Below are 20590 nucleotides of genomic sequence, written 5' to 3' on the forward strand. Positions count from 1 at the left end.
CGGCGTCACACCCGCCCGAACTGGCGCCGGTACTCCACCGGCGTCAGCCCAGTCAGTGCCTTGAACATCCGTTGCAGGTTGGAACTGCTGCTGAAACCCAGCTCGGCGCCGATGCTGGCGAGGGATAATGATGTCAGCGTCAGGCGTTCGCTGACCTGGTTCAGCTTGATGCTCCGGGCGTACGCTGCGACGGTCTGGCCCGTTTCGCTGCCGACCTTGCGCGCGAGCGTGCGTTCGGACATGGCGAGCCGCTCCGCCAGCGCCTTGACCGTGATGTGCTCCGCTGGCATTTGCTCGATCAGCCCATGCAACCGACGCAGCAACCCATCGGGCTGCTGGACCAGGGCGATCCCTTGGAACGCCGCGTGAGACACCGCTGGGCGCGCAAGCACCATGAGCCGGGTAATGTCGCGCAGCACATCACGGCTGACGCTCTGTTCGATCAATTTTTCCGCGATGGGCAAATAACCATTCACCCCCGAAGCGGTGGCGGTTCGCTCATTGAACACGCAGTTCTGATCGCTTTGCCAACGGACTTTTCGATACTGCGCTTGCATCGCCTGAGCCAGCCACCACGTCACCGTCGCGCCCTGCCCGTCCAGTTGCCTGCAGGCGGCCAGCAGGCAAACGCCTGTGCAGTAAGCCCAGAGCTGAAGGTGTCGCGGACGTTTCGACAGTGCTTTCAACAGTTGGGTCTGCCCGGTAAGTACCGCGTTTACCTGCTCGGCCGATTCGGCCCAGAAACCGGGAACCAGGACGGCGTCGAGTTCGCAACTGCCCAGGGCCGCCTGCGCTTGCAGGCTTATGCCATGCGCACAGGTTACCGGGCCTGCTTGCAGTGCGACATAAGTCGCCTCGAACAACACCCGGCCGCTTCGGCGGTTGGCCGCATGCAGCAGATCGGCGAACGCAAACAGGCCGGCAGGCATGCAACCGGGAAACAAGAGTAGACCGACACGGAGTTTTTTGGGCATGGCTTGAAATGAATCAATGATGTCAGATTCGGCCATTATGCCCATCACCCCAGATCGACACCATGAAGCGCTCGCCCAAAAAAGGAACGCTCCATGAAAATTCAGCAAGTCCGTAACGCCACGATCATCCTTGAATCCGGCCCGTATCGCGTGCTCGTCGATCCGATGCTGGCCGGCAAAGGCATGCTGCTGCCGCTTCGGTTGTTCGGCGCCACCCAGCGCAATCCGCTGGTGGAACTGCCAGCCGCTACGACTGGCGACCTGGAGACCGTGACTCACTGCCTGATCACGCACTGCCAGAAAGGCCATTTCGATCATCTGGACCGAGCGGCCAAGCGGTGGTTGAGGGAAAAACAGATCCCGGTGATCTGCACGCCTCATGATGCCCCCTACCTCGCCAAGCGGGGCTTGAATGTCCAGCCGCTTGCCAAGGAACACCAACAGCCCGGCGCATTTTTGGGCGGCACGATCCGTACAGTCAGATGCACCCATGGGCAGGGCCTGGTGGGCAAGCTGATGGAACACGGCGTCGGTTACCTGATCGAGCTGCCTGGCGAACCCAGCGTCTACCTCACCGGCGACACCCTGCTTAGCCCCGCCGTGCGCGAGTTCGTCTTGCACCATCAACCGCAGGTCAGCGTGGTGCCGGCAGGCGGGGCCAGGTTCGATTTAGGCGGCGACATCATCATGGGCATCGAGGAAACCCTTGAGTTCGCCCGCTTGTCTCGCGGAACCGTGGTCGCCAATCACCTCGAAGCGCTCAGCCACTGCCCGACGACGCGCAAGGCACTGCGCGACGCCGCCGCGATGGCCGGCCTCGAAGGTCGGATACGGGTACCGGAAGATGGCGAGACGGTGGTGTTCCAGCCTGCCTGAACCAAGCCGTCCAACTCGGTCAGCATCTGCACTGGAATCCTCCGCTCGCTTGCCGTGAGGTTTTCCCGCAGGTGCGCCACTGACGACGTACCGGGAATCAACAGGATGTTTGGCGCGCGTTGCAGCAGCCACGCCAACGCCACGCACAACGGCGACGCCTCCAGGCGCGCCGCTACGCTCGAAAGAGCTTCCGACTGCAGCGGCACGCATCGACCCTGGCGTCCATGAGCAGAAAGGAAATCACGAAAGGCTCGACGATGGACGGTAAACTGGCCGCGCAAGGGCCGCTTGCGTCGCGACCGCCCCATTACCCTTTCCTGAACAAGAGGCTTTCATGGCAAACCAAGACATCACGTTCATCCCCGACCCGGACGCGGACTCCATCTCTTCCGACGTCGCCGGCTTCGGCGGCCTGCTGGTTTCCACCCAGATCCCCACTCGCCCTGACGGCAGCCTGGAGCTGGGTGACATCACCTTGCAAAGCGAATGCACATTGCAGGCGCTCAAGACAGCCCTGGAAGGCGCCGGCAGCTCCATGGACCGGGTCTTGCACCTGACCATCTACCTCACCGACATGGCCGACCGCGCGGCCTTCAACGAGGTGTATCAGCGTTTCTTCGCCAAACCCTGGCCGGTACGCGCCGCAGTGGGCGTGGCGGCGCTGGCGGTTGAAGGAATGCGAGTGGAAGTGACTGCGATGGCGGCCAAAGGCTGAGGTTACGGCTGTTTTGATCGTTCCCACGCTCTGCGTGGGAATGCATCCTGTGACGCTCTGCGTCACCTTCCAGAAGCGGAACGCGGAGCTCCCTGGCGACGTTCCCACGCAGGAGCGTGGGAACGATCAATAACATTCGGCGCGGCGTTTGAAGACAGGTTCTTGATGAGTTCAAACCCGCCGGACATGTCCCAAATGCGCGATTTCCACGAAAACAGTCATTTGCGCACCTAGCCCAGGCCTCGGCGCCTGTCTAAAGTGCGGCGTTTTCCACCCTCGCGGGCGTATTTATGAATCTCTGGTTCCGACTGTTGCTCATGCTGTTTCGTCGTCCCTGGCGCAAGCCGACCGGCCCCTTGGATACCACCGTGGTGCGCATGCGGGTGTGGCCGTTGGACCTGGACCTCAACCGCCATGTCACCAACGGCCGCTATTTCACCCTGGCCGACGTAGGGCGTATGGATTACGTGCTGCGCAGCGGCGCCTACAAAGTGGCCTTGCGCAACCGGGCAGTGCCGATCGTGGGGGATGTGTGGGGTAAGTTCCGCCGGGAGCTGAAGCTGTTCGAAGCGTTCGAGGTGCACACCCGCCTGCTGGGCTGGGACGAGAAGTGGACCTTCATGGAACACCGCTTCCTGAGCCAGGGGCGCGTGGTGGGCGTGGTGATGATGCGCGGCCTGTTCCGTTCGGCCCAAGGCACGATTGCACCGGGAGAGTTTATTCGCGCACTGGGGTTGGCCGAACACTCACCGGCCATGCCCGAATGGCTCAGCGCCTGGTCGCAAAGCTGCGATGACATGAGCCTTGGGCTTCGGGAGGAGGAAAGTGCTCGTACTGTTGACTAGCAGTGACTGGATCAGATCGATCCGCGCCAGCCGGCACTGCACATCCCTCCCCCACAACAGCGTGAGTCTTACTGAACGGTTTTCAGCTTGACCACATCACCGGACACCTTGGTGGTGTAACCGGTCAGGACCCAGGCCCAGAACCAGTCTTCCTGCACTTGGGTGTTGATCATGGCGTCGCCGCCCTTGGCCAGGATCGCGGCATTCTGAGCGCGCACGAAACGGTTGTTCTGGCGGATCGGGATCATGCCGAACAGCAGCAGGCCGGTGGCCTTCGCTTCACTGTGGCCGACCACGGTGTATTGGCTGCTGTCGTACTGCTTGGTTTTCATCGGGGTGCCGGTGCAACCCGCCAGGGCCAGGCCAACCAGTGCGCAGGCGACAATTTTGCTGAGGTGGTTCATTGAATACTCCATGAGAAAACGCCCGGGATCCATCTCTCGGGCGGCGCGTACTCTAACCGATCAGCGTCAAATTGACATCACTGCGCTCAACCGGCCGCAAGGCTCAGCGCAGAGCCATTCGTCAGTTGCCTCTGCAGCTAAACAGGCCCCCGTCGATACCATGGACACTGTGCCACGGAAGGTAATCTTGCCCATTCCGGCTGATGAATAATGGCCGGTTCCGTCGGAGCATTGACCATGATCGATTTGACTGTCTGGAACATCACCCTGCCCGTGCAGACCCCGGCGCAGGTCGTGGCGACCAAGGCCATGCCGACGCTGCAGAACAAGTATTTCAACCGATCCGGCGAGCGGATTGTCTTCTGGGCGCCGGTGACCGGCTCCCACACCGGTAAAAGTGACTACCCGCGCTCCGAATTGCGCGAAACCACCAAAGACGGCAAGTTGCGCAACTGGCGTTACAACAGCGGCGTCAACACCCTCAAAGGCACTTTGGCGGTGAACCAAGTCCCTTCCCAGGGCCGTGTAGTCGTGGCGCAGATCCACGCCAAGGATGCCCCTACGCCGCTGTTGAAGCTGGTGTATCGCTACGCCAAGGGCACCGGCAACATCGATGTGGAATATCGGGTAAAACCCAAGGACAAGAAGAGCCCGGTGATCTATACCGTGCCGAAAGTGGCACTGAACAAAACCTTCAGCTACTCCCTGCAAATGGACAAGCAAGGCAAGCTCACGGTGCTGATCAACAACGTTGGCAAGCAGGTGAAGCTGGACCGCGCCTGGCATGGCTACAACTTTTACTTCAAGGCCGGCGTCTACACCCTGGACAACGTCGGTTCTTCCAGCGAAGGCGGGAAAGTGACCTACACCAAACTGGACGTCAGCCATAAATGACTGACGTCCGGCACCTCAGGCCTTAGACGCGGCCACGACCGCCTGCCGGCCGTTGAAGGTAAACAGGAAGCAGACAAACACCAGCAGCGCAAAACCGGCCGGGAACAACCAGATGCTCTTCCACTCATGGCCGCCGTCCACGGCATAGTGATCGGTCACCTGCCCCGCCACCCAGAAGCCGATCAGCATGCCCACGCCATAGGTCGCCAACGTAATCAGCCCCTGGGCCGAGCTGCGAAAACGCTCCGGCGCCTTGGCATCGGTGTAGATCTGCCCCGAGACAAAAAAGAAGTCATAGCAGATGCCGTGCAGGGCGATACCGGTGAAGAGCATGAACGCCAGATCGCCGTTATTGCCGTAGGCGAACAGCACGTAACGCAGCGCCCAGGCCAGCATGCCTACCAGCAGCGCCAACTTGATGCCGAAGCGCTGGATGAACAGCGGCAACAGCAACATGAACAGCACTTCGGAGACTTGCCCGATGGCCATTTTCGCCGTGGGGTTGGTCATGCCGGTTTCGGCCAGGAACGGGTTGGCGTTCTGGTAATAGAAGGCCAGGGGGATGCAGATCAGGATCGAGGCGATGAAGAACACCAGGTAGCTGCGATCCTTCAACAGGCCCAAGGCATCCAGGCCCAGCAGCTGTTTGACGCCACCTGCGCTCGCTTGCGCCTTGAGCGGTGCGGTGGCCGGCAACGTGAAGCTGTAGAGCCCCAAGACCAGCGAGGCGATGCTGGCCATCAGGAAGGTATTGCGCAAGCCGCCCGCCGAGATCGCTTCGCGCGAATCCCAGGCAAACACAAAGCTGATCACCACGCCGGCGACGATCCAGCCGATCGTGCCCCACACCCGGATACGGGAGAACTCCAGCGCCGGGTCGCGCATCTGGCGGAACGCCACGGAGTTGACCAGGGCCAGGGTCGGCATGTAGATCACCATGTACGCCAGCACGTACGGGTAGAACACGTTGAAATCCGCCGCCGCATACAGCTGATACAACAACACCGCGCCCAACAGATGCAGCACCGCCAGGATGCGTTCGGCATTGAAGTAGCGGTCGGCGATCAGGCCGATCACGAAGGGGGCAATGATCGCTCCCCAGGACTGGGTGGAGAACGCCATGCCGATCTGCCCACCGCTGGCGCCCAGGGTGCTGGACAGAAAGGTCCCCAGGGTGACGAACCAGCCACCCCAGATAAAGAACTGCAGAAACATCATCACGCTCAAGCGTGCGTTCATCGTGGTCATGACAGTCACCGTTTTATTGTTGTTCTTGTGAAGAAAAATGCTCAGGAACGCTGTTGTGGCGAGCCGCTGTGGGAGCAAGGCTGGCCCGCGATGGCCGCGCCGCGGTCCAACCGTTGAATCGCGTTTTCGTTCATCGCGGGCCAGCCTTGCTCCCACAATGAGTTTCCTCGCCATAGGGTTTTGGGTTGGGCCGGTTACCTCAACAGGCCCAACAACCGCCGGTTGGAATCTTCATCGGCCGTTACCCCGGCAAAATCGTCAAACGCCTTTCGGGTCTTGCTGATCATGTGTCGCTCAATGAACGCCGCGCCTTCTGCGGCGCCCTGTTGCGAGTCCTTCAGGCAACACTCCCACTCCAACACCGCCCAGCCGCTGAAATCGTATTGGGTCAGTTTGCTGAAGATCGATTTGAAATCGATCTGGCCATCGCCCAGCGAACGGAACCGCCCGGGACGATCAACCCAGCCCTGATAGCCGCCGTACACGCCGGAACGAGCGTCGGGCCGGAACTCGGCGTCCTTGACGTGGAACATGCGGATGCGCTCGTGATAGCGATCGATGAAGCCCAGGTAGTCCATCTGCTGCAGGAGCAGATGGCTGGGGTCGTAGAGAATCGCTGCCCGAGGGTGATGATCGACGGCCTGCAAAAAGCGCTCGAACGAGGCGCCATCGTGCAGGTCCTCACCCGGATGGATCTCGTAGCACAGGTCCACGCCGGCTGCCTCGAAACAGTCCAGAATGGGCAACCAGCGTCGGGCCAGTTCGGCGAATCCCTGCTCCACCAGGCCAGAGGGGCGTTGCGGCCACGGGTACAGGTACGGCCACAACAGCGCACCGGAAAACGTCGCATGGGCGGTGAGGCCCAGTCGCTGGCTGGCGCGGGCGGCGAGCTTCAATTGCTCTATCGCCCATTCGGTCCGAGCCTGGGGCTGACCGCGCAGATGGGCCGGGGCGAAGTCGTCGAACAGTGCGTCGAACGCCGGATGCACCGCCACCAACTGGCCTTGCAGGTGCGTCGACAACTCACTGATCTGGACACCGGCCTGGGCGCAAATGGCCTTGAGTTCGTCGCAGTATTCCTGGCTCTCGGCGGCGCGGGCCAGGTCGATGTATTGCGTGCCCGACGTCGGCAGCTGGATGGCCTTGTAACCTTGTGCGGCCGCCCATTGAGCGATGTTCGCCAGGGTGTCGAAAGGCGCGTCGGCGGACATGAACTGCGCCAGGAAAATACCCGGGCCACGCAGGCCTGTCGGTGTTTGGGCAATGGGATTCACGGCGGGGCTCTCCTGATTCATTGTGTGCAGGCCAGTGCGGTCCACTTGGTATCGCCGCGATGGTTGGCAATGGCCGCTTCGATAAAGGCCATGCCCCGCAGACCGGTTTCGATGCCGGGTACGCCGGGGGCGTCTGGCCCTGGCGCGGCGGCCCGTATGGCACGGGCAAAATCGCCATAGAGGTTGGCCATGGCTTCCAGATAACCTTCAGGATGCCCGGCCGGCAGCCGCATCCGCTGGCGGGCGGCCTCACACAACCAGGGCTGGCCCACACCGGACCGCAAGACTCGCAGGGGTTGGTCGATGGGACGATGGATCAGGCTGGCCGGTTCTTCCTGGCGCCATTCCAAGCCACCCTTATCGCCATACAGGCGGATTTTCAGCGGGTTCTCTTCACCTGCGCAGACCTGACTGGCAATCAGCACGCCGCTGGCGCCACCGGCCATGCGCAACAGCATCGCCGCGTCGTCGTCCAGTTGCCGACCCGGGATGTGGGTGCCCAACGCCGCACATATCTGTTCGATGGGTTGGTCGGCGACGAACTCTGCCAGGGAAAACGCATGGGTGCCGATGTCGCCAATGCAGCCACCCAACCCTGACTGTTGAGGATCGTCGCGCCAACCGGCCTGTTTGTTGCCTTGCCCGGCGACGTCCTGACTGAGCCAGCCCTGGGGGTATTCGACCAGCACTTTGCGCACAGCACCGATCACGCCGGTGCGCACCATCTCCCGGGCCTGCCAGACCATCGGATAACCCAGGTAGGTGTGAGCCAGGCCGTAGAGCCGGCCGCTGCTTTGAAGCACTTGCTTGAGGGCCAGCAACTCACGCAGGTTCATAGCGGCGGGCTTTTCACTGAACACATGAAAACCCGCCTTCAGCGCCTGGTTGGCGATGGGGGCGTGCAGATGATTGGGAGTGACGATGACCAGCAGTTCCATGCGCAAGTGGGCCGGCAGCGCCGCTTCGCTGTCGAGCATGCCTTGCCAATCGCTGTAGCAACGGGACGCGGCCAGCCCCAGGGCCGCGCCGGTCTGCTGATTGTTGTGCGCATCACGGCTGAACGCACCGCACACCAGTTCAAAACCACCGTCCAGACCCGCGGCCTGACGGTGGGCCTGGCCGATGAAAGCGCCCTCTCCACCGCCGACAAAGCCCATTCTTATTTTGGCTGCTACAGGATTCATCGCGACTCTCTTATGCTGGGACTGATGACGATGTAACCGGTTACATCATGGCGGAAATCTAGGCTCAGTTTTGCGGCATGTCAAACCCGTTGGCCCATGCATGAGCATTTGTGCGACGCGCAACCTGCGGTAAGCTCCCCAACCGTGCCGGCATTCCTGGCGCCGAATCGAGGTGATTTTGTCCAATATCCGTGAAGTGGCCCGGCTGGCCGGAGTTTCGGTGGCCACGGTTTCCAGAACGCTGAAATCTCCCGAACGGGTGCTGCCCCAGACTCGCGACAAGGTTAACGCGGCGGTGGAACAGGCCGGTTATCGGCCCAACTTGATGGCCGTGCAGTTTCGCTCCCGGCGAACCGGCAACCTGGTGATTCTGGTCCCGACCATCGCCAACACCTTTTTCGCCCGGGTCATCAGCGGGGCCCAACAGGCTGCGCAGGCGGCCGGTTATCGACTGCTGTTGTGCGACACCCAGGGTCGAGAAGAAATCGAGCGCGAATTTGCCGCCCTCGTCTACGCGCACCAGGCCGACGGGGTGATCCAGTTGCGCGCGAGCAACCCTTTCGAATCGCTTCCCGCGGGCGCCGAATCCTTGCCGCTGGTCAACGCCTGCGAAGTGGTCAAAGGCGCCCCCTACCCGACCATCAGCCTCGACAACCGGGCCGCCGCCCAGGCCATGACCGAACACCTGATCGGACTCGGCCACCGGCGCATCGGCATCATCAAAGGGCCGCGAAGCAGTCCCCTGACCCTGGACCGCGTAGCCGGTTATCAGGATGCACTGCACCAGGCCGGTATCGCCGCAGACCCTGGCCTGATCTGTCACGGCGACTTCACGTTGAAGGCCGGTTACGACGGGGCCGGCGCGATGCTGGAGCTGGCCGAGCGCCCCAGCGCGCTGTTTTGTGAAAACGACGAGATGGCCATTGGCGCGCTCAAGCGCATCAAGCAAATGGGGTTGCGGGTGCCCGAGGACATTTCACTGGTGGGTTTTGATGACATTCCTTTCGCCGCCTACTGTGATCCGCCGCTGACCACTCTCTCACAACCTGCCGAAACCTTCGGCCAGCGGGCGGTGCAAATGCTGATCGCCCTGATCGAGAAAACACCGCTTGCCGAACGGCATGTCGTGCTGCCGTTCGAGTTGACCGTACGCGGCAGCAGCGCTGCGCCAGGCCCGGCGTTTAACAAGGATGCTTGAAAAAAACGACGCCCATCACCTTTTGATGCGCTATTGACTCGCCACCTGCCGGTCCGTTTCGACTACAGTGGCACTACTCTGCATAAAGCCATAACAAGACGGAGAGTTTCCCATGCGAGTCAACAAGCGCTTCACCCTTCTGGCCGCCGCGGCAGCACTGGTGGTCACGACCACAGCCCAGGCAGCACCGGTGTACATCAACATCCTGACGGGGGGCACCAGCGGGGTTTACTACCCGATCGGGGTCGGCCTGTCGCAGATTTACAGCAACGGGATCGAAGGCTCCAAGACGTCGGTACAGGCCACCAAGGCCTCGGTGGAAAACCTCAACCTGCTGCAGGCCGGTCGCGGTGAGCTGGCGCTGGCGCTGGGCGACTCGGTGGCGGACGCCAAGAACGGCGTGGAAGATGCCGGTTTCAAAGCCCCTCTGACCAAACTGCGGGCCATCGCCGGCGCCTACCCCAACTACATCCAGATCGTTGCCAGCCAGGAGTCGGGTATCAAGACCCTGGCCGACCTCAAGGGTAAATCCATCTCCGTGGGGGCGGCCAAATCCGGTACCGAGCTCAACGCGCGGGCCATCCTCAAGGCCGCAGGGTTGAGCTACAGCGACATGAAGGTCCAGTACCTGCCGTTCGCCGAATCGGTAGACCTGATCAAGAACCGCCAACTGGATGCCACGCTCCAGTCCTCCGGGCTTGGGATGGCGGCCATTCGTGACCTGGCCTCGACCATGGCGCTCAACTACGTGTCGATCCCGGCAGACGTGGTGGCGAAGATCGGCAACCCGGCCTACCAGAGCGCAAATATCCCGGCCAATACCTACGACGGCCAGGCCGAAGCCGTGCCGACCGTGGCCATCACCAACATCCTGGTTACCCGCGCTGACGTCTCGGACGAGGTGGCCTACCAGATGACCAAGCTGATGTTCGATAACCTCACCCGCCTGGGCAACGCCCATTCGGCGGCCAAGGACATCAAGCTGGAAAATGCCGCGAAGAACCTGCCTATCCCGCTGCATCCCGGTGCCGAGCGCTACTACAAGGAAGTCGGCGCGCTGTAGACCGACCCGGTGCAGCGGCGATGATCGCCGTTGCACCCTCCTGGTTCGCACCTTCGATGTAGACAAGAGGCTTTCAGTTAATGAGTGAAATTCAGCACGGTCTTCCCTCCGACCCACGAGACTGGCCCAAGACGCTGTTCTACGTGGCCCTGCTGTTTTCTGTATTCCAGATCATCACCGCCGCCTTCTCCCCCATTTCCAGCCAGGTGCTGCGTGCCGTGCACGTGGGTTTCCTGTTGTGGGTGGTGTTCCTCAGTTACCCCGCCTATGGCGCAAGCCGCCCCTGGCAACCTCTGGCATGGCTGTTGTCCCTGGCCGGCGTGGCCACGGCGGTGTATCAGTGGGTGTTCGAAGCCGACCTGATCCAGCGTTCCGGTGACCTGACGTCCGCGGACCTCATCATCGGTATCGTTTTGATCGTGCTGGTGTTCGAAGCGGCCCGACGGGTGATGGGGATTGCCCTGCCGCTGATTTGCGGGCTGTTCCTGACCTATGGGCTGTTCGGTGAATACTTGCCAGGCGACCTGTCCCATCGCGGCTACGGCTTCGATCAGATCGTCAATCAGTTATCCTTCGGCACCGAAGGCCTGTATGGCACGCCCACCTACGTATCGGCCACCTACATTTTCCTGTTCATTCTGTTCGGTTCCTTTCTTGAAAAGGCCGGAATGATCAAGCTGTTCACCGACTTTGCCATGGGCCTGTTCGGCCACAAGCTCGGCGGCCCGGCCAAAGTGGCGGTTGCCTCCTCTGCCTTGATGGGCACCATTACCGGTTCGGGCATCGCCAACGTGGTGACCACCGGGCAATTCACCATCCCGCTGATGAAACGCTTCGGCTACAAGGCCGCGTTTGCCGGCGGCGTGGAAGCCACCTCGAGCATGGGCAGTCAGTTGATGCCGCCGATCATGGGCGCCGTGGCGTTCATCATGGCCGAGACCATCAACGTGCCATTTGTTGAAATCGCCAAAGCGGCGTTGATTCCCGCGTGCCTGTACTTCGGCTCGGTGTTCTGGATGGTTCACCTGGAAGCCAAGCGCTCCAACCTCAAGGGCTTGCCCAAAGACCAATGCCCCAGCGCGCTGGGCGCCGTCAAAGAGAACTGGTACCTGCTGATCCCACTCGCCGTGCTGATCTACCTGCTGTTCTCCGGTCGCACGCCGCTCTTTTCCGGCATGGTCGGACTGGCACTCACCGCCATCGTGATTCTCGGTTCGGCGATCATTTTGCGGGTGTCGAGCTTTGCAATGCGCTGCGCTTTCTGGATCGCCCTGGGCATCTTGTGCGTGGGCTTTTTCCAGTTAGGCATTGGCGTCATATTCGCGGTGATCGCGGTGTTGGTGGCGATCTGCTGGTTCATCAAAGGCGCGCGGGAAACCCTGACGGTTTGCCTGCACGCACTGGTGGACGGCGCGCGGCATGCGGTGCCGGTGGGGATTGCCTGCGCCCTGGTGGGGATCATCATCGGCGTGGTGTCGTTGACCGGTGTGGCGTCAACCTTCGCCGGCTACATCCTGGCCATCGGCAAGGACAACCTGCTGCTGTCGCTGATCCTGACCATGCTCACCTGCCTGGTGCTGGGCATGGGCATTCCGACCATTCCCAATTACATCATCACCAGTTCGATCGCCGCGCCCGCCCTGCTGGAACTGGGCGTGCCACTGATCGTGTCGCACATGTTCGTGTTCTATTTCGGCATCCTCGCCGACCTGACGCCACCGGTCGCGCTGGCCTGCTTCGCCGCTGCGCCCATTGCCAGGGAAACGGGGCTGAAAATCAGCTTCTGGGCGGTGCGCATCGCCCTTGCCGGTTTCGTCATTCCATTCATGGCGGTCTATAACCCGGCGCTGATGCTCCAGGGCGACAGCCTATGGATGACTGCTTACATGCTGATCAAGACGATGCTCGCGGTCGGACTGTGGGGCATGGCGTCCACCGGCTACCTGCAACAGAAAATGCCGATCTGGGAACGCCTGATGTGCTTTGCCGCCGGGGCTTTGCTGGTCGTGGCGCTGCCGCTGACCGATGAGATCGGCTTCGTGTTGGGGGCTCTGCTGATCTTTCAACACGTGTGGCGCTCGCGGCGTACCGGACGGGCCTTGGCGTGATCGGTTTGTGCCTGGGCCTGGCCGGTGCGGTCTGGGCCCAGCTTCCTGTCACTGATTTCACCCTGGCGTGGAATCACACCATCGAGAAAATCCGCTGGGAGGAAGATTACCGCGTGACTGAACAAGGCCTGGTTCTGGGCGAAGCCAGGGTCAAGGGCAACGGCGCCGGCATGGAAGTTCCGGACGGTGCCCGGTTGAAAAACGGCAGCTGGCACTATCAGCGCCAGTTGCCGTCCCTGCAACCGCTGAAACTGGGGCGAACACCCGAAGCGGGTGATTACCAGTTGTGCGTCGACGGGGCTTGCCAGCCGATGAGCCACTGGCTCGGGCCGCCCAAGGCAAGTCAGCCAACGGTGGAATTGTGGAGTTGCGGATAACCAGGTCCCCTGGTCCAAACAGAACTCTGTGGCGAGGTTTTTTTGTGGGAGCAAGCCTTGCTCCCACAACTGCCCCCTCACCACAATCAAACCCAGGGTCTGAAGGTCAGTCACTCACGCAAACGTCGCCCCACGGGTATTCACAAACAGTGCATACAACGAGTGGCTGCCGGCCATGAACAGGCGATTACCCTCCCGTCCGCCGAAGCAGACGTTAGGGCAACGCTCCGGCAGGGAGATGTGGCCGATAGCCTTGCCCTCGGGGTTGAACACTCGCACACCGTCGAGCTTTTCCAGGTCGGCCTTGGGATCGCCATTCCCGCCCCACCCGCACCAGAGGTTGCCACTCTCGTCGCATTTGAGCCCATCGATGGCCGCGTAATCCAAGCCTTCGATGTGCTTGCGCCGTTCGCCCAGGGTGCCATCGTCCTTGACCGTGATCGCCCACACCAGGCGGTTCGGCTTGGCCCGGCCTTCGACCACGTAGAGGATCTTCTCGTCTGGTGAAAAGCACAGGCCGTTGGGCCCTGCCATGTCGTCGATCACTCGCGTGACCTTGCCGGTTTCACCGTCGATGCGATACACCGCGTGGGGCTGGGCAGGGGCGACTTTATGCCCTTCGTAGTTGTTGCCGGTCTGGAACGGTGGATCGGTGAACCAGACAGAACCGTCGCGCTTGCACACGATGTCGTTGGGCGAGTTGAAAGGCTTGCCCTCGAAACTGTCCGCCAGCACGGTGATGGTGCCGTTGTGCTCGGTGCGGGTGACGCGCCGGCCTTCAGTCGACGTGGTGGAGCCTTCGCAAACCAGCAAGCGCCCTTGGCGATCGCGGCACAGGCCGTTGGAAAAGTTGGAGTTCTCGCGGTAAACCGACAGGCTGTCGGTGACTTCATCCCAGCGCATGATGCGGTTGTTGGGAATGTCACTGACCAGCAAATAACGACCGTCGCCGACCCACACCGGCCCTTCCGCCCAGCGCAGGCCGCTGGCGAGCTTTTCAACACTGGCGTTGAACAGCCGCAGGTCCATGAAGCTGGGGTCGAGGATCTTGATCAGCGGGTCAGGGTAGCGCTGGCTCAAGGGCTCTGCCTGAGTCAGCCCGGGCAGGTTGCCCAGGGTTGCGGCGGCGGCCGAAACCACCAAGGATTTTTTCAGGAATACCCGGCGGCCCTGATGGGCAGTCGTTGCAGGTTGCGAAGCATCCATCGTGCGTCTCCGTTAATTATTATTGGACGGCGACGACAGTTTTACTCCGTGATAGGACATCGTACAAGTATGCGCTCTGCCCTGCGCAAGAAAAAATTCAGTTGGCGTGGAGCGGGATCCGTACGGTGAAGGTGGTGCCCGATCTGGCCTTGGAATGAACCTCGATAGTGCCCTTATGGGCGGATACGATGGCGGACGCGATGTGCAGGCCCAGCCCGAGCCCAGCCGCAGAGCCATACTGCATGTCACCGCTGCGCAATTGCCGGACCATCGGGTTGAAGATGCTGGCAATGGCGTCCTTCTCGATAAGCTTGCCCTGGTTGTTGATGGCAATCACCGCCGTATCCTCTTCGGTACTCAATGAAACAGTAATCGGCGCACCCTCGCTACCATGCTGGACGGCATTACCAATCAGGTTGGCGAACACCTGTTCCATGCGCGCCTGATCAAACAGGCCTTCCAGGGCGCCCGTCGTTTCAAAGATGATTCTGCTTTCCGGATGATAGGCCCGCGCCTCTTCCACCATGCCCTCGCAGGCCGCTACCAGGTCACCGTTGAAGCGCTGCACCGGAATGCCCGCCCCCAGTTGGGTACGGGTAAAGTCCAGCAGATCGCCGACAATCTTGTTGGCCCGTTTGACGCTGGTGTAGATGCGCGAAGAGATCTTGGTGGCTTTGGCGGGCAGGTCGCCTGCCCGCAGCAGCACTTCGGAACTCAGCAGGATCGCGCCCAGGGGGCTGCGCAAGTCATGCCCCAGAATCCCGAGGAAGATATTGCGGCCCGCATCGACGGCGCCCGAATAGCTGACCACGGACTCCGCCAAGGCCTGGTCTACGGCCTCGTTGAAGCGGATCACGTCGGACACCACTTGCTCGTGGTCCAGTTGGGTCTGCGGCATCCAGAGCATCAGCACGCTGGTGCGCAGCGCCCGGTATTCCGAAACCATCTGCTCCACCGTAAACCCCGAGGACTGGCGAATGACCGCATGGGTTTCGGCTGCGGTTTCAGCCTCTACCGCCGGCGCATCGCCCTGGGACTTGGCGATCTGTTCCTTGACCGTCTGCGGGGTGCGCAGGTCAGCGGCAATGGTGCGCAGCATCTGCTCGGCGTGATCGCGCAGAGCCACCGAATCCATGCCATGGGAGGCGGGCGTGATGGTTTTGGCGAAGTCTTCCCACGCCTGAAGAATCGGCTCGATATTGTCGAGGATGAAATCAGCCAGGCGCATGGGTTGCTCCGCAGGAAGGGATAATCGAGGGTTAGTGTCGCAAACAACGCATGAACAACCGGCCTCGCTTCCATTGTTGTACAGCAAACCCAGGGCGATAGGTGATTCATCGTGGCGCGTGAGCAGGCTGGCGCTGCACTGCGCAGGCGTTTTGGATAAACAGCCTTGCGCCAAAATAGGGCACTTGTCTCTTGCAACGCTATACGGTACAAATCAACTTCAAGTTGTACGACAACCTATAACTAAAATAGCCGTTCCGAAGCGTCTTGCTTCGGCGGCCTGCCTTTGAGACCCCCTGCCATGACCCGCTCCACGGCTGCACCTGACACCCCCACTCCGCTCCCTCGGCACCTCGCCGTGCTGGTTCTGCTGTGCATGGGATGTGCCTTCGCCGGCAACCATGTCGCCGCGAGGGCAGCATTTGATGACGGTGCCGGGGTCTTGCTGGCAATCCTGCTGCGCTCGGGCGGCACCCTGCTGGTGCTGGCCGCAATGGTGCTCTGGCAACGTCAGAACCTGCGCCTGCCGCAGGGGGTCTGGCGCTGGCAATTGGCTCTGGGGCTGTTGATTGCCGCCCAGAGTCTGTGTCTGTATTCCGCCGTGGCTCGGGTCCCGGTCGCCCTGGCGCTGTTGGTGGGCAATGTCTTTCCGATTCTGCTGGCGTTGCTGACCTGGGCACTCGGCGGGCCACGTCCGACCGCGCGCACTGCCGCGTTGATGGGCATGATTCTGGTTGGCCTGGTGTTCGTGCTGGAAGTACCGGCCCGGCTGTCGTCGCAAGAAAGCGTCGGCCCGCAGTGGTTGCTCGGCGTGGGCCTGGCCTTCTGTGCCGCCTGCGTGTTCGCCTGCGCGCTATGGATCACCGACCACAAACTGTCCCAGGTGCGCGGTTCGGTCCGCAGCCTGCTGACCATTTTCATCGTGTTCAGCAGCGTCAACCTCGCCGGCCTGACCGGCGCCCTTCCCGGTGGCTTCGACCTGCCGGCCACCAGCACCGGCTGGTTTGCCCTGGCGACCCTGGTGGTGCTCTATGGCACCGGGTTTATCGTGCTGTTCATTTCCGTGCCCCGCCTGGACATGCCGCGCAACGCCCCGGTGATGAACATCGAACCGCTGGCGACCCTGCTGATCGGCTGGCTGGTGCTGGACCAGATGCTCAACCCGGGCCAGGTGATTGGCGGCGCGATTGTGGTCACCGGCATCGTGTTGCTGACTTATCGCAAGGTCGAGCGCATCAAAGCGCCGGTTGCCGAAGCCGCTGGACGCAGCTGAAACACATCAGCATCCATCCCCGCTGTGTGGGAGCATAAGCTGCTCCCACACACGCTTCAGGCCGGCCGACGCACCGCCCTCACCTTCGCGCTATTGCCGCCGCCGCAAAAGAACCGCTCGCCGCCGTCTGACTCAAGCCCCGACACGCCAATCCCCGGCGGCATGGTCACGCTTTCCAGCACTTCTGCGGTTTGCGGGTCGATGCGCCGCAGATCGCTTTCATCGTTTTCCCAGGTGCCGTGCCAGAGTTCGCCGTCGACCCAGGTCACGCCCGTGACGAAGCGGTTGGATTCGAGGGTGCGCAGGATCTTGCCAGTGGAGGGATCGATCTGGAGGATTTTGCGCGCCTTGTACTGGCCGACCCAGAGTGATCCTTCGGCCCAGGCCAGTCCTGAATCATCACCACTATTGGGCGCCGCAATGGTCGCCAGTACCTGACCGCTGCGCGGGTCGATCTTGCGAATGGTGTCTCCGGCGATCTGGAACAGGTGTTCACCGTCAAAAGCCGTTCCGGCGTTTGCCGGAACGTCCAGCGAACGCAACATCTGGCCGCTGGCCGGATCGAGTGCATGCAGCTTGTCGCCGGAAGCAAACCAGACGAGCTCGCCGTCATGACTGACACCGTGCACGCAATCGACGCCGGGAAAAGGGCCATATTCACGCAGGATCTGCGCATCTGAACGTTTCATCTTGCAAGCCTCCTCGTTGGGGTGTGACTGCATCCTAACCATCGGGCAGCAGCGCGGTGAGTAACAATACCGTCGTGAATCCGGGCAACGGTGGCGCCAGCCAGCGACAGGCCCGCCCACGCCCGACCGACTGCACCTTGCCGGACGCGGCCAGCGTGTCGAGGGCCCGTTGCACGGTGCGCTGGCTGACCTCCAGGGCCAGCGCCAGGGCGGAACTGGACCAGGATTGGCCATCGGCCAGCAACGCCAGCACTGCGGCGTGGGGCTCTTCTACAGGACGCGCCAGCACCACCACTTCGCCCTCCCTGCGCGGCACCAGGGCAAACCCACGCCGGGTCGCCGTCACCTCGGCCAGCGGGCGCAGCGCCACCCGCAAGCGCCCGACTTCGACCCGCAGTCGGGCGCGATGGGAATCATCCGTCAGTTTCAAGCCAAAGGCCTGGGCAACGAGGGTTTCCCTGGACACATCGGCAGGCCAGGCTTGAGCCAATTGCCTGGCGAGGGTGAACAACACCGGGCGCCTGGCAAGAGAGATCCGCAGGCTCGCCCTGTTCACGCCATTGCGACATGCGTCCACCACCAACGCGTCGCTGGACAGGAGTGCTTCAACCTCCTCAAGGGTCAGCAAGCGCTCCTCGCCCCCTGCAATCAGACGCGCCGCCGGAGCCTGCAGGACGCGCCAGGCGCTTTCGACTTCGGCAGTCAGCGCGCCAATGCCGGCTTGTCGCGCAGCCTGGGTGGCATGTTCAAGTGCGGCCCGTGCGGTTTTCGTTCGTAACCGCCGCATGGCGATGCCCGCCACCACCAGTTCGCAAGCGGCTCTGGACGGCGGTGGAAGACAGCCCGGGTCAAGGTCAACCAGCCTCGCCTTGGCCTCGTCGAGATGGCCTAGCAGCAGTAATCGGCGGATTTCGATTGAGCGTGCGTGGGCGACGTTCGTCCGGTCGCCCTGGCGTTCAAGCACCGCCCGCGCAGCCTCCAGGCGCTTCACCGGCCAAGCCAGATCACGGGACGCCAGGGCGATCTCCCCTTCGGCCACCACGCACCGCGCCTGTGCCACGGCCTCCCGGGGCCCGAAGGCCCGAGCCGCCCGCCGCATCAGCACCCTGGCCCGCTCCAGCTCGCCCAGCTGCGCCATGGCAATGCCGCGAAGCGCCAAGGCCGGCGCATCGTCACGCAGGGAAACGCGATTGAGCGCGGCCACCGGATCCCCCGCCGCCAGTGCTCGTGCTGCGGCGCTGATCAACGCATCCGATGCCATCGTCCGGTTTCCCTCGCCACAGGTTTGGGTGTCGCGATCAGAGACGGATTTCCCCCGCCGGCAGCACATCGATCCGCGACACCGCGCTGCTCAGGCGTCCCAGCCGGTTGTTGTGATTGGCAATGATCTGCTCGGCCGCCATGCTGCCGTTGTCCACGGTGGAATGGGCGTCCGCGGCCAGCACCACGTCATAACCCAGGGCATGGGCCTGGCGTACGGTGGCGTTGACGCAATAGTCGGTTTGCAACCCGCAGATCACCACGCGATCAATCATCCGCGCTTGCAGCAGCGAAAGCAGGTCGGTCTGGTAGAAGGCGTCCGGCGTGGTCTTGCGTACTCGCAGGTCATCCGGTGCGGTCAACAGGCCATCGGCCAGTTGCCAGGCGCTGGAACCATAAGTCAGCGACCCCTCCAGCTCTTCGTGCTGGATCAGGATCACCGGCAAGCCGACGGCCCTGGCCCTGGCGCTGAGCTCGTTGATTGTCCGGATCATGCGTGGGCTGTCGAAACACTCCTCTTGGCCGCTGCACAGCGCGCTCTGGACATCGATGATCAGCAATGCGGTGTTCATGACGTTCCTCTTCAAAACGTGTTGGATCCCGACAACAGATTAACAACCTGGCGATCATTGCCTGTCGCGGATCGCTTCAAAACACTAGGCAGTATGGCCCGGTTTGCGTAGTACGCCTGTTCGCCGTCGCTTGGGTGACGCAAAAGCCAGGTTTGGGATAGGCTCGTGCGGCTCATCCCTCACCGCACAAGGACATTGCCGATGACGCTACGAATCGAACGTACGGACACCCCCACCGCAGAAGACCGCGAGGCGATCCTCGTCCCGCTGCGCGCCTACAACACGGCCAAGACCGGCGGGACGGTGCCTGAGTTGGTCGCCTGGCTGGTGCGCGACGAACACAGCGGCGAAACCGTGGGCGGGCTCTACGGTCGAGTGTTCTTTCAATGGTTTTATATCGAGTTGCTGGTGGTGCCGGAACAGGCCCGTGGCCAGGGCACCGGTTCGACGTTGATGCAGATGGCCGAAGACTTTGCCCGAGAGAAAAACTGCGTGGGCATGTGGCTGGACACCTTCGACTTCCAGGCGCCCGCGTTCTACAGGCAACTGGGCTTCACGGAAATCGGCCAGATCGACGATTACCCGCCGGGCCACCAGCGCTTCTTCTTCCAGAAGCGCCTGAGCCAGACCGAGTGAAATACAGGCTATTGTGGACTTACTCGCGATAGCGGTGGGTCAACTGCGGTGATGTGGGCTGTGCCGGCCTCATCGCGAGCAGGCTCGCTCCCACATGGGGTTGCGGGTGTTCACAGGATCTGCAAACGACACAAAAACCTGTGGGAGCGAGCCTGCTCGCGATAGCAGTGCAAGTGGTCTACAGACAAGTCGCCAACGCCGCCAACCGACGCTTGGCAACAAAGTCGTCATGCCGGGCGTAGTAGTTCAGCGCCGTGCCGGAAGCGCTGGTTTGCAGATCCACAAACGATTCGGCAGAGCGGGTGTACACGGTCATGCCACCCGTCTTGCCGGGTTGCAGATAGGCACCGGCATCGACGCCAAACACAGCTTCGTCCTGCCAGGAAAACTGCACACACTCGGCCACCACCTGCTGCGGTTTGTCCGAAGTCAATGTCTTATAGGGTGCTTGAGTACGGGCCTGGTTCATCGCCGAACCCGCGCAGCCAACCAGCAACGTTGCGGCCACGGCCACCATCAGCATTCGCATTGCGTTCACTCATAGAGAAAAAAACCGACTGTAGCACT

General features: G+C 62.0%; 21 protein-coding genes and 1 pseudogene. 10 read left to right on the forward strand and 12 right to left on the reverse strand.

Features of this window, described 5'->3' with window-relative positions; all coding sequences use genetic code 11:
* Positions 1–5: 5 nt before the first annotated feature.
* A complete protein-coding gene (locus BW979_RS20450; RefSeq protein WP_231990592.1) occupies positions 6–1082 on the reverse strand; it encodes a GlxA family transcriptional regulator in 1077 nt (358 codons plus the stop codon).
* Between BW979_RS20450 and BW979_RS20455 the strand changes: the two genes are divergently transcribed.
* Positions 1068–1850: an MBL fold metallo-hydrolase gene (locus tag BW979_RS20455; RefSeq protein ID WP_076385441.1), complete on the forward strand. Its 783-nt coding sequence runs from the start codon at positions 1068–1070 to the stop codon at positions 1848–1850. The genes BW979_RS20450 and BW979_RS20455 overlap by 15 nt on opposite strands.
* On the opposite strand, the pseudogene BW979_RS27480 reads toward BW979_RS20455, so the two are convergent.
* Positions 1850–2053: pseudogene (locus BW979_RS27480) on the reverse strand (aldo/keto reductase); the annotation flags it as partial. The gene BW979_RS20455 and the pseudogene BW979_RS27480 overlap by 1 nt on opposite strands.
* A gap of 131 nt (positions 2054–2184) precedes the next feature.
* On the opposite strand from BW979_RS27480, the gene BW979_RS20465 reads away from it, so the two are divergent.
* Both BW979_RS20465 and BW979_RS20470 read left to right on the forward strand, forming a co-directional pair.
* Positions 2185–2565 (forward strand): RidA family protein, encoded by a 381-nt coding sequence (locus BW979_RS20465; RefSeq protein WP_047227689.1) that lies wholly within the window; start codon positions 2185–2187, stop codon positions 2563–2565.
* A 290-nt stretch (positions 2566–2855) separates the two neighbouring features.
* Positions 2856–3410, forward strand: coding sequence for a thioesterase family protein (locus BW979_RS20470; protein ID WP_047227690.1), 555 nt, complete (start codon positions 2856–2858; stop codon positions 3408–3410).
* A gap of 68 nt (positions 3411–3478) precedes the next feature.
* On the opposite strand, the gene BW979_RS20475 is transcribed toward BW979_RS20470, so the two are convergent.
* Positions 3479–3814: a lipoprotein gene (locus tag BW979_RS20475; RefSeq protein WP_047227691.1), complete on the reverse strand. Its 336-nt coding sequence runs from the start codon at positions 3812–3814 to the stop codon at positions 3479–3481.
* Between the two features lie 237 nt (positions 3815–4051).
* Between BW979_RS20475 and BW979_RS20480 the strand changes: the two genes are divergently transcribed.
* Positions 4052–4708 carry a polysaccharide lyase family 7 protein gene (locus BW979_RS20480; protein ID WP_076386707.1) on the forward strand — a complete coding sequence of 219 codons (657 nt, stop codon included), beginning with the start codon at positions 4052–4054 and terminating at the stop codon, positions 4706–4708.
* A 15-nt stretch (positions 4709–4723) separates the two neighbouring features.
* Here BW979_RS20480 and BW979_RS20485 read toward each other — a convergent pair whose 3' ends face one another.
* From BW979_RS20485 to BW979_RS20495, 3 genes are all read right to left on the reverse strand, one after another.
* A complete protein-coding gene (locus BW979_RS20485) occupies positions 4724–5956 on the reverse strand; it encodes a nucleoside permease (protein ID WP_076385443.1) in 1233 nt (410 codons plus the stop codon).
* A 194-nt stretch (positions 5957–6150) separates the two neighbouring features.
* Positions 6151–7251: a sugar phosphate isomerase/epimerase family protein gene (locus BW979_RS20490; RefSeq protein WP_076385445.1), complete on the reverse strand. Its 1101-nt coding sequence runs from the start codon at positions 7249–7251 to the stop codon at positions 6151–6153.
* Positions 7248–8414: a Gfo/Idh/MocA family protein gene (locus tag BW979_RS20495; protein WP_047227694.1), complete on the reverse strand. Its 1167-nt coding sequence runs from the start codon at positions 8412–8414 to the stop codon at positions 7248–7250. The genes BW979_RS20490 and BW979_RS20495 overlap by 4 nt, the downstream gene beginning before the upstream one ends.
* A gap of 178 nt (positions 8415–8592) precedes the next feature.
* On the opposite strand from BW979_RS20495, the gene BW979_RS20500 reads away from it, so the two are divergent.
* The 4 genes from BW979_RS20500 to BW979_RS20515 all read left to right on the forward strand — a co-directional run bounded on the left by BW979_RS20500 (position 8593) and on the right by BW979_RS20515 (position 13160).
* A complete protein-coding gene (locus tag BW979_RS20500; RefSeq protein WP_047227695.1) occupies positions 8593–9612 on the forward strand; it encodes a LacI family DNA-binding transcriptional regulator in 1020 nt (339 codons plus the stop codon).
* 112 nt (positions 9613–9724) lie between these two features.
* Positions 9725–10675 carry a TAXI family TRAP transporter solute-binding subunit gene (locus BW979_RS20505; RefSeq protein ID WP_047227696.1) on the forward strand — a complete coding sequence of 317 codons (951 nt, stop codon included), beginning with the start codon at positions 9725–9727 and terminating at the stop codon, positions 10673–10675.
* An 80-nt stretch (positions 10676–10755) separates the two neighbouring features.
* Positions 10756–12783, forward strand: coding sequence for a TRAP transporter permease (locus tag BW979_RS20510; protein WP_076385447.1), 2028 nt, complete (start codon positions 10756–10758; stop codon positions 12781–12783).
* A complete protein-coding gene (locus BW979_RS20515) occupies positions 12780–13160 on the forward strand; it encodes a DUF1850 domain-containing protein (protein ID WP_076385449.1) in 381 nt (126 codons plus the stop codon). The genes BW979_RS20510 and BW979_RS20515 overlap by 4 nt, the downstream gene beginning before the upstream one ends.
* Positions 13161–13274: 114 nt before the next feature.
* Here BW979_RS20515 and BW979_RS20520 read toward each other — a convergent pair whose 3' ends face one another.
* Positions 13275–14366: an SMP-30/gluconolactonase/LRE family protein gene (locus tag BW979_RS20520; RefSeq protein ID WP_047227698.1), complete on the reverse strand. Its 1092-nt coding sequence runs from the start codon at positions 14364–14366 to the stop codon at positions 13275–13277.
* A 97-nt stretch (positions 14367–14463) separates the two neighbouring features.
* Complete coding sequence (locus BW979_RS20525) at positions 14464–15594, reverse strand: sensor histidine kinase (RefSeq protein ID WP_076385451.1); 1131 nt, start codon at positions 15592–15594, stop codon at positions 14464–14466.
* A 300-nt stretch (positions 15595–15894) separates the two neighbouring features.
* Between BW979_RS20525 and BW979_RS20530 the strand changes: the two genes are divergently transcribed.
* Positions 15895–16866, forward strand: coding sequence for an EamA family transporter (locus tag BW979_RS20530; protein WP_076385453.1), 972 nt, complete (start codon positions 15895–15897; stop codon positions 16864–16866).
* Positions 16867–16922: 56 nt separating this feature from the next.
* Here BW979_RS20530 and BW979_RS20535 read toward each other — a convergent pair whose 3' ends face one another.
* The 3 genes from BW979_RS20535 to BW979_RS20545 are packed head-to-tail and all read right to left on the reverse strand — an operon-like array spanning position 16923 to position 19387.
* Positions 16923–17555: a Vgb family protein gene (locus BW979_RS20535; RefSeq protein WP_076385455.1), complete on the reverse strand. Its 633-nt coding sequence runs from the start codon at positions 17553–17555 to the stop codon at positions 16923–16925.
* A 34-nt stretch (positions 17556–17589) separates the two neighbouring features.
* Positions 17590–18816 (reverse strand): HTH domain-containing protein, encoded by a 1227-nt coding sequence (locus BW979_RS20540; RefSeq protein ID WP_076385457.1) that lies wholly within the window; start codon positions 18814–18816, stop codon positions 17590–17592.
* Between the two features lie 37 nt (positions 18817–18853).
* Entirely contained in the window at positions 18854–19387 is a 534-nt protein-coding gene (locus BW979_RS20545; protein ID WP_076385459.1) for a cysteine hydrolase family protein, read from the reverse strand.
* A gap of 201 nt (positions 19388–19588) precedes the next feature.
* Between BW979_RS20545 and BW979_RS20550 the strand changes: the two genes are divergently transcribed.
* On the forward strand, positions 19589–20023 hold the full coding sequence (locus tag BW979_RS20550; protein ID WP_076385461.1) for a GNAT family N-acetyltransferase: 435 nt from the start codon (positions 19589–19591) through the stop codon (positions 20021–20023).
* 178 nt (positions 20024–20201) lie between these two features.
* On the opposite strand, the gene BW979_RS20555 is transcribed toward BW979_RS20550, so the two are convergent.
* Entirely contained in the window at positions 20202–20552 is a 351-nt protein-coding gene (locus BW979_RS20555) for a hypothetical protein (RefSeq protein WP_047227705.1), read from the reverse strand.
* Between the last annotated feature and the right edge of the window lie 38 nt (positions 20553–20590).

The organism is Pseudomonas sp. A214 (assembly GCF_900156295.1).
Taxonomy (GTDB): Bacteria; Pseudomonadota; Gammaproteobacteria; order Pseudomonadales; family Pseudomonadaceae; genus Aquipseudomonas; species Aquipseudomonas rhizophila.

Bases quoted from the DNA above. Each gene is read 5' to 3' on its own strand.
- BW979_RS20480 (WP_076386707.1), top strand. From the start codon at position 4,052: ATGATCGATTTGACTGTCTGGAACATCACCCTGCCCGTGCAGACCCCG.
- BW979_RS20465 (WP_047227689.1), top strand. From the start codon at position 2,185: ATGGCAAACCAAGACATCACGTTCATCCCCGACCCGGACGCGGACTCC.
- BW979_RS20475 (WP_047227691.1), bottom strand. From the start codon at position 3,814: ATGAACCACCTCAGCAAAATTGTCGCCTGCGCACTGGTTGGCCTGGCC.
- BW979_RS20505 (WP_047227696.1), top strand. From the start codon at position 9,725: ATGCGAGTCAACAAGCGCTTCACCCTTCTGGCCGCCGCGGCAGCACTG.
- BW979_RS20455 (WP_076385441.1), top strand. From the start codon at position 1,068: ATGAAAATTCAGCAAGTCCGTAACGCCACGATCATCCTTGAATCCGGC.
- BW979_RS20490 (WP_076385445.1), bottom strand. From the start codon at position 7,251: ATGAATCAGGAGAGCCCCGCCGTGAATCCCATTGCCCAAACACCGACA.
- BW979_RS20540 (WP_076385457.1), bottom strand. From the start codon at position 18,816: ATGGCATCGGATGCGTTGATCAGCGCCGCAGCACGAGCACTGGCGGCG.
- BW979_RS20545 (WP_076385459.1), bottom strand. From the start codon at position 19,387: ATGAACACCGCATTGCTGATCATCGATGTCCAGAGCGCGCTGTGCAGC.
- BW979_RS20525 (WP_076385451.1), bottom strand. From the start codon at position 15,594: ATGCGCCTGGCTGATTTCATCCTCGACAATATCGAGCCGATTCTTCAG.
- BW979_RS20485 (WP_076385443.1), bottom strand. From the start codon at position 5,956: ATGACCACGATGAACGCACGCTTGAGCGTGATGATGTTTCTGCAGTTC.
- BW979_RS20530 (WP_076385453.1), top strand. From the start codon at position 15,895: ATGACCCGCTCCACGGCTGCACCTGACACCCCCACTCCGCTCCCTCGG.
- BW979_RS20495 (WP_047227694.1), bottom strand. From the start codon at position 8,414: ATGAATCCTGTAGCAGCCAAAATAAGAATGGGCTTTGTCGGCGGTGGA.
- BW979_RS20510 (WP_076385447.1), top strand. From the start codon at position 10,756: ATGAGTGAAATTCAGCACGGTCTTCCCTCCGACCCACGAGACTGGCCC.
- BW979_RS20535 (WP_076385455.1), bottom strand. From the start codon at position 17,555: ATGAAACGTTCAGATGCGCAGATCCTGCGTGAATATGGCCCTTTTCCC.
- BW979_RS20550 (WP_076385461.1), top strand. From the start codon at position 19,589: ATGACGCTACGAATCGAACGTACGGACACCCCCACCGCAGAAGACCGC.
- BW979_RS20520 (WP_047227698.1), bottom strand. From the start codon at position 14,366: ATGGATGCTTCGCAACCTGCAACGACTGCCCATCAGGGCCGCCGGGTA.
- BW979_RS20470 (WP_047227690.1), top strand. From the start codon at position 2,856: ATGAATCTCTGGTTCCGACTGTTGCTCATGCTGTTTCGTCGTCCCTGG.
- BW979_RS20555 (WP_047227705.1), bottom strand. From the start codon at position 20,552: ATGCGAATGCTGATGGTGGCCGTGGCCGCAACGTTGCTGGTTGGCTGC.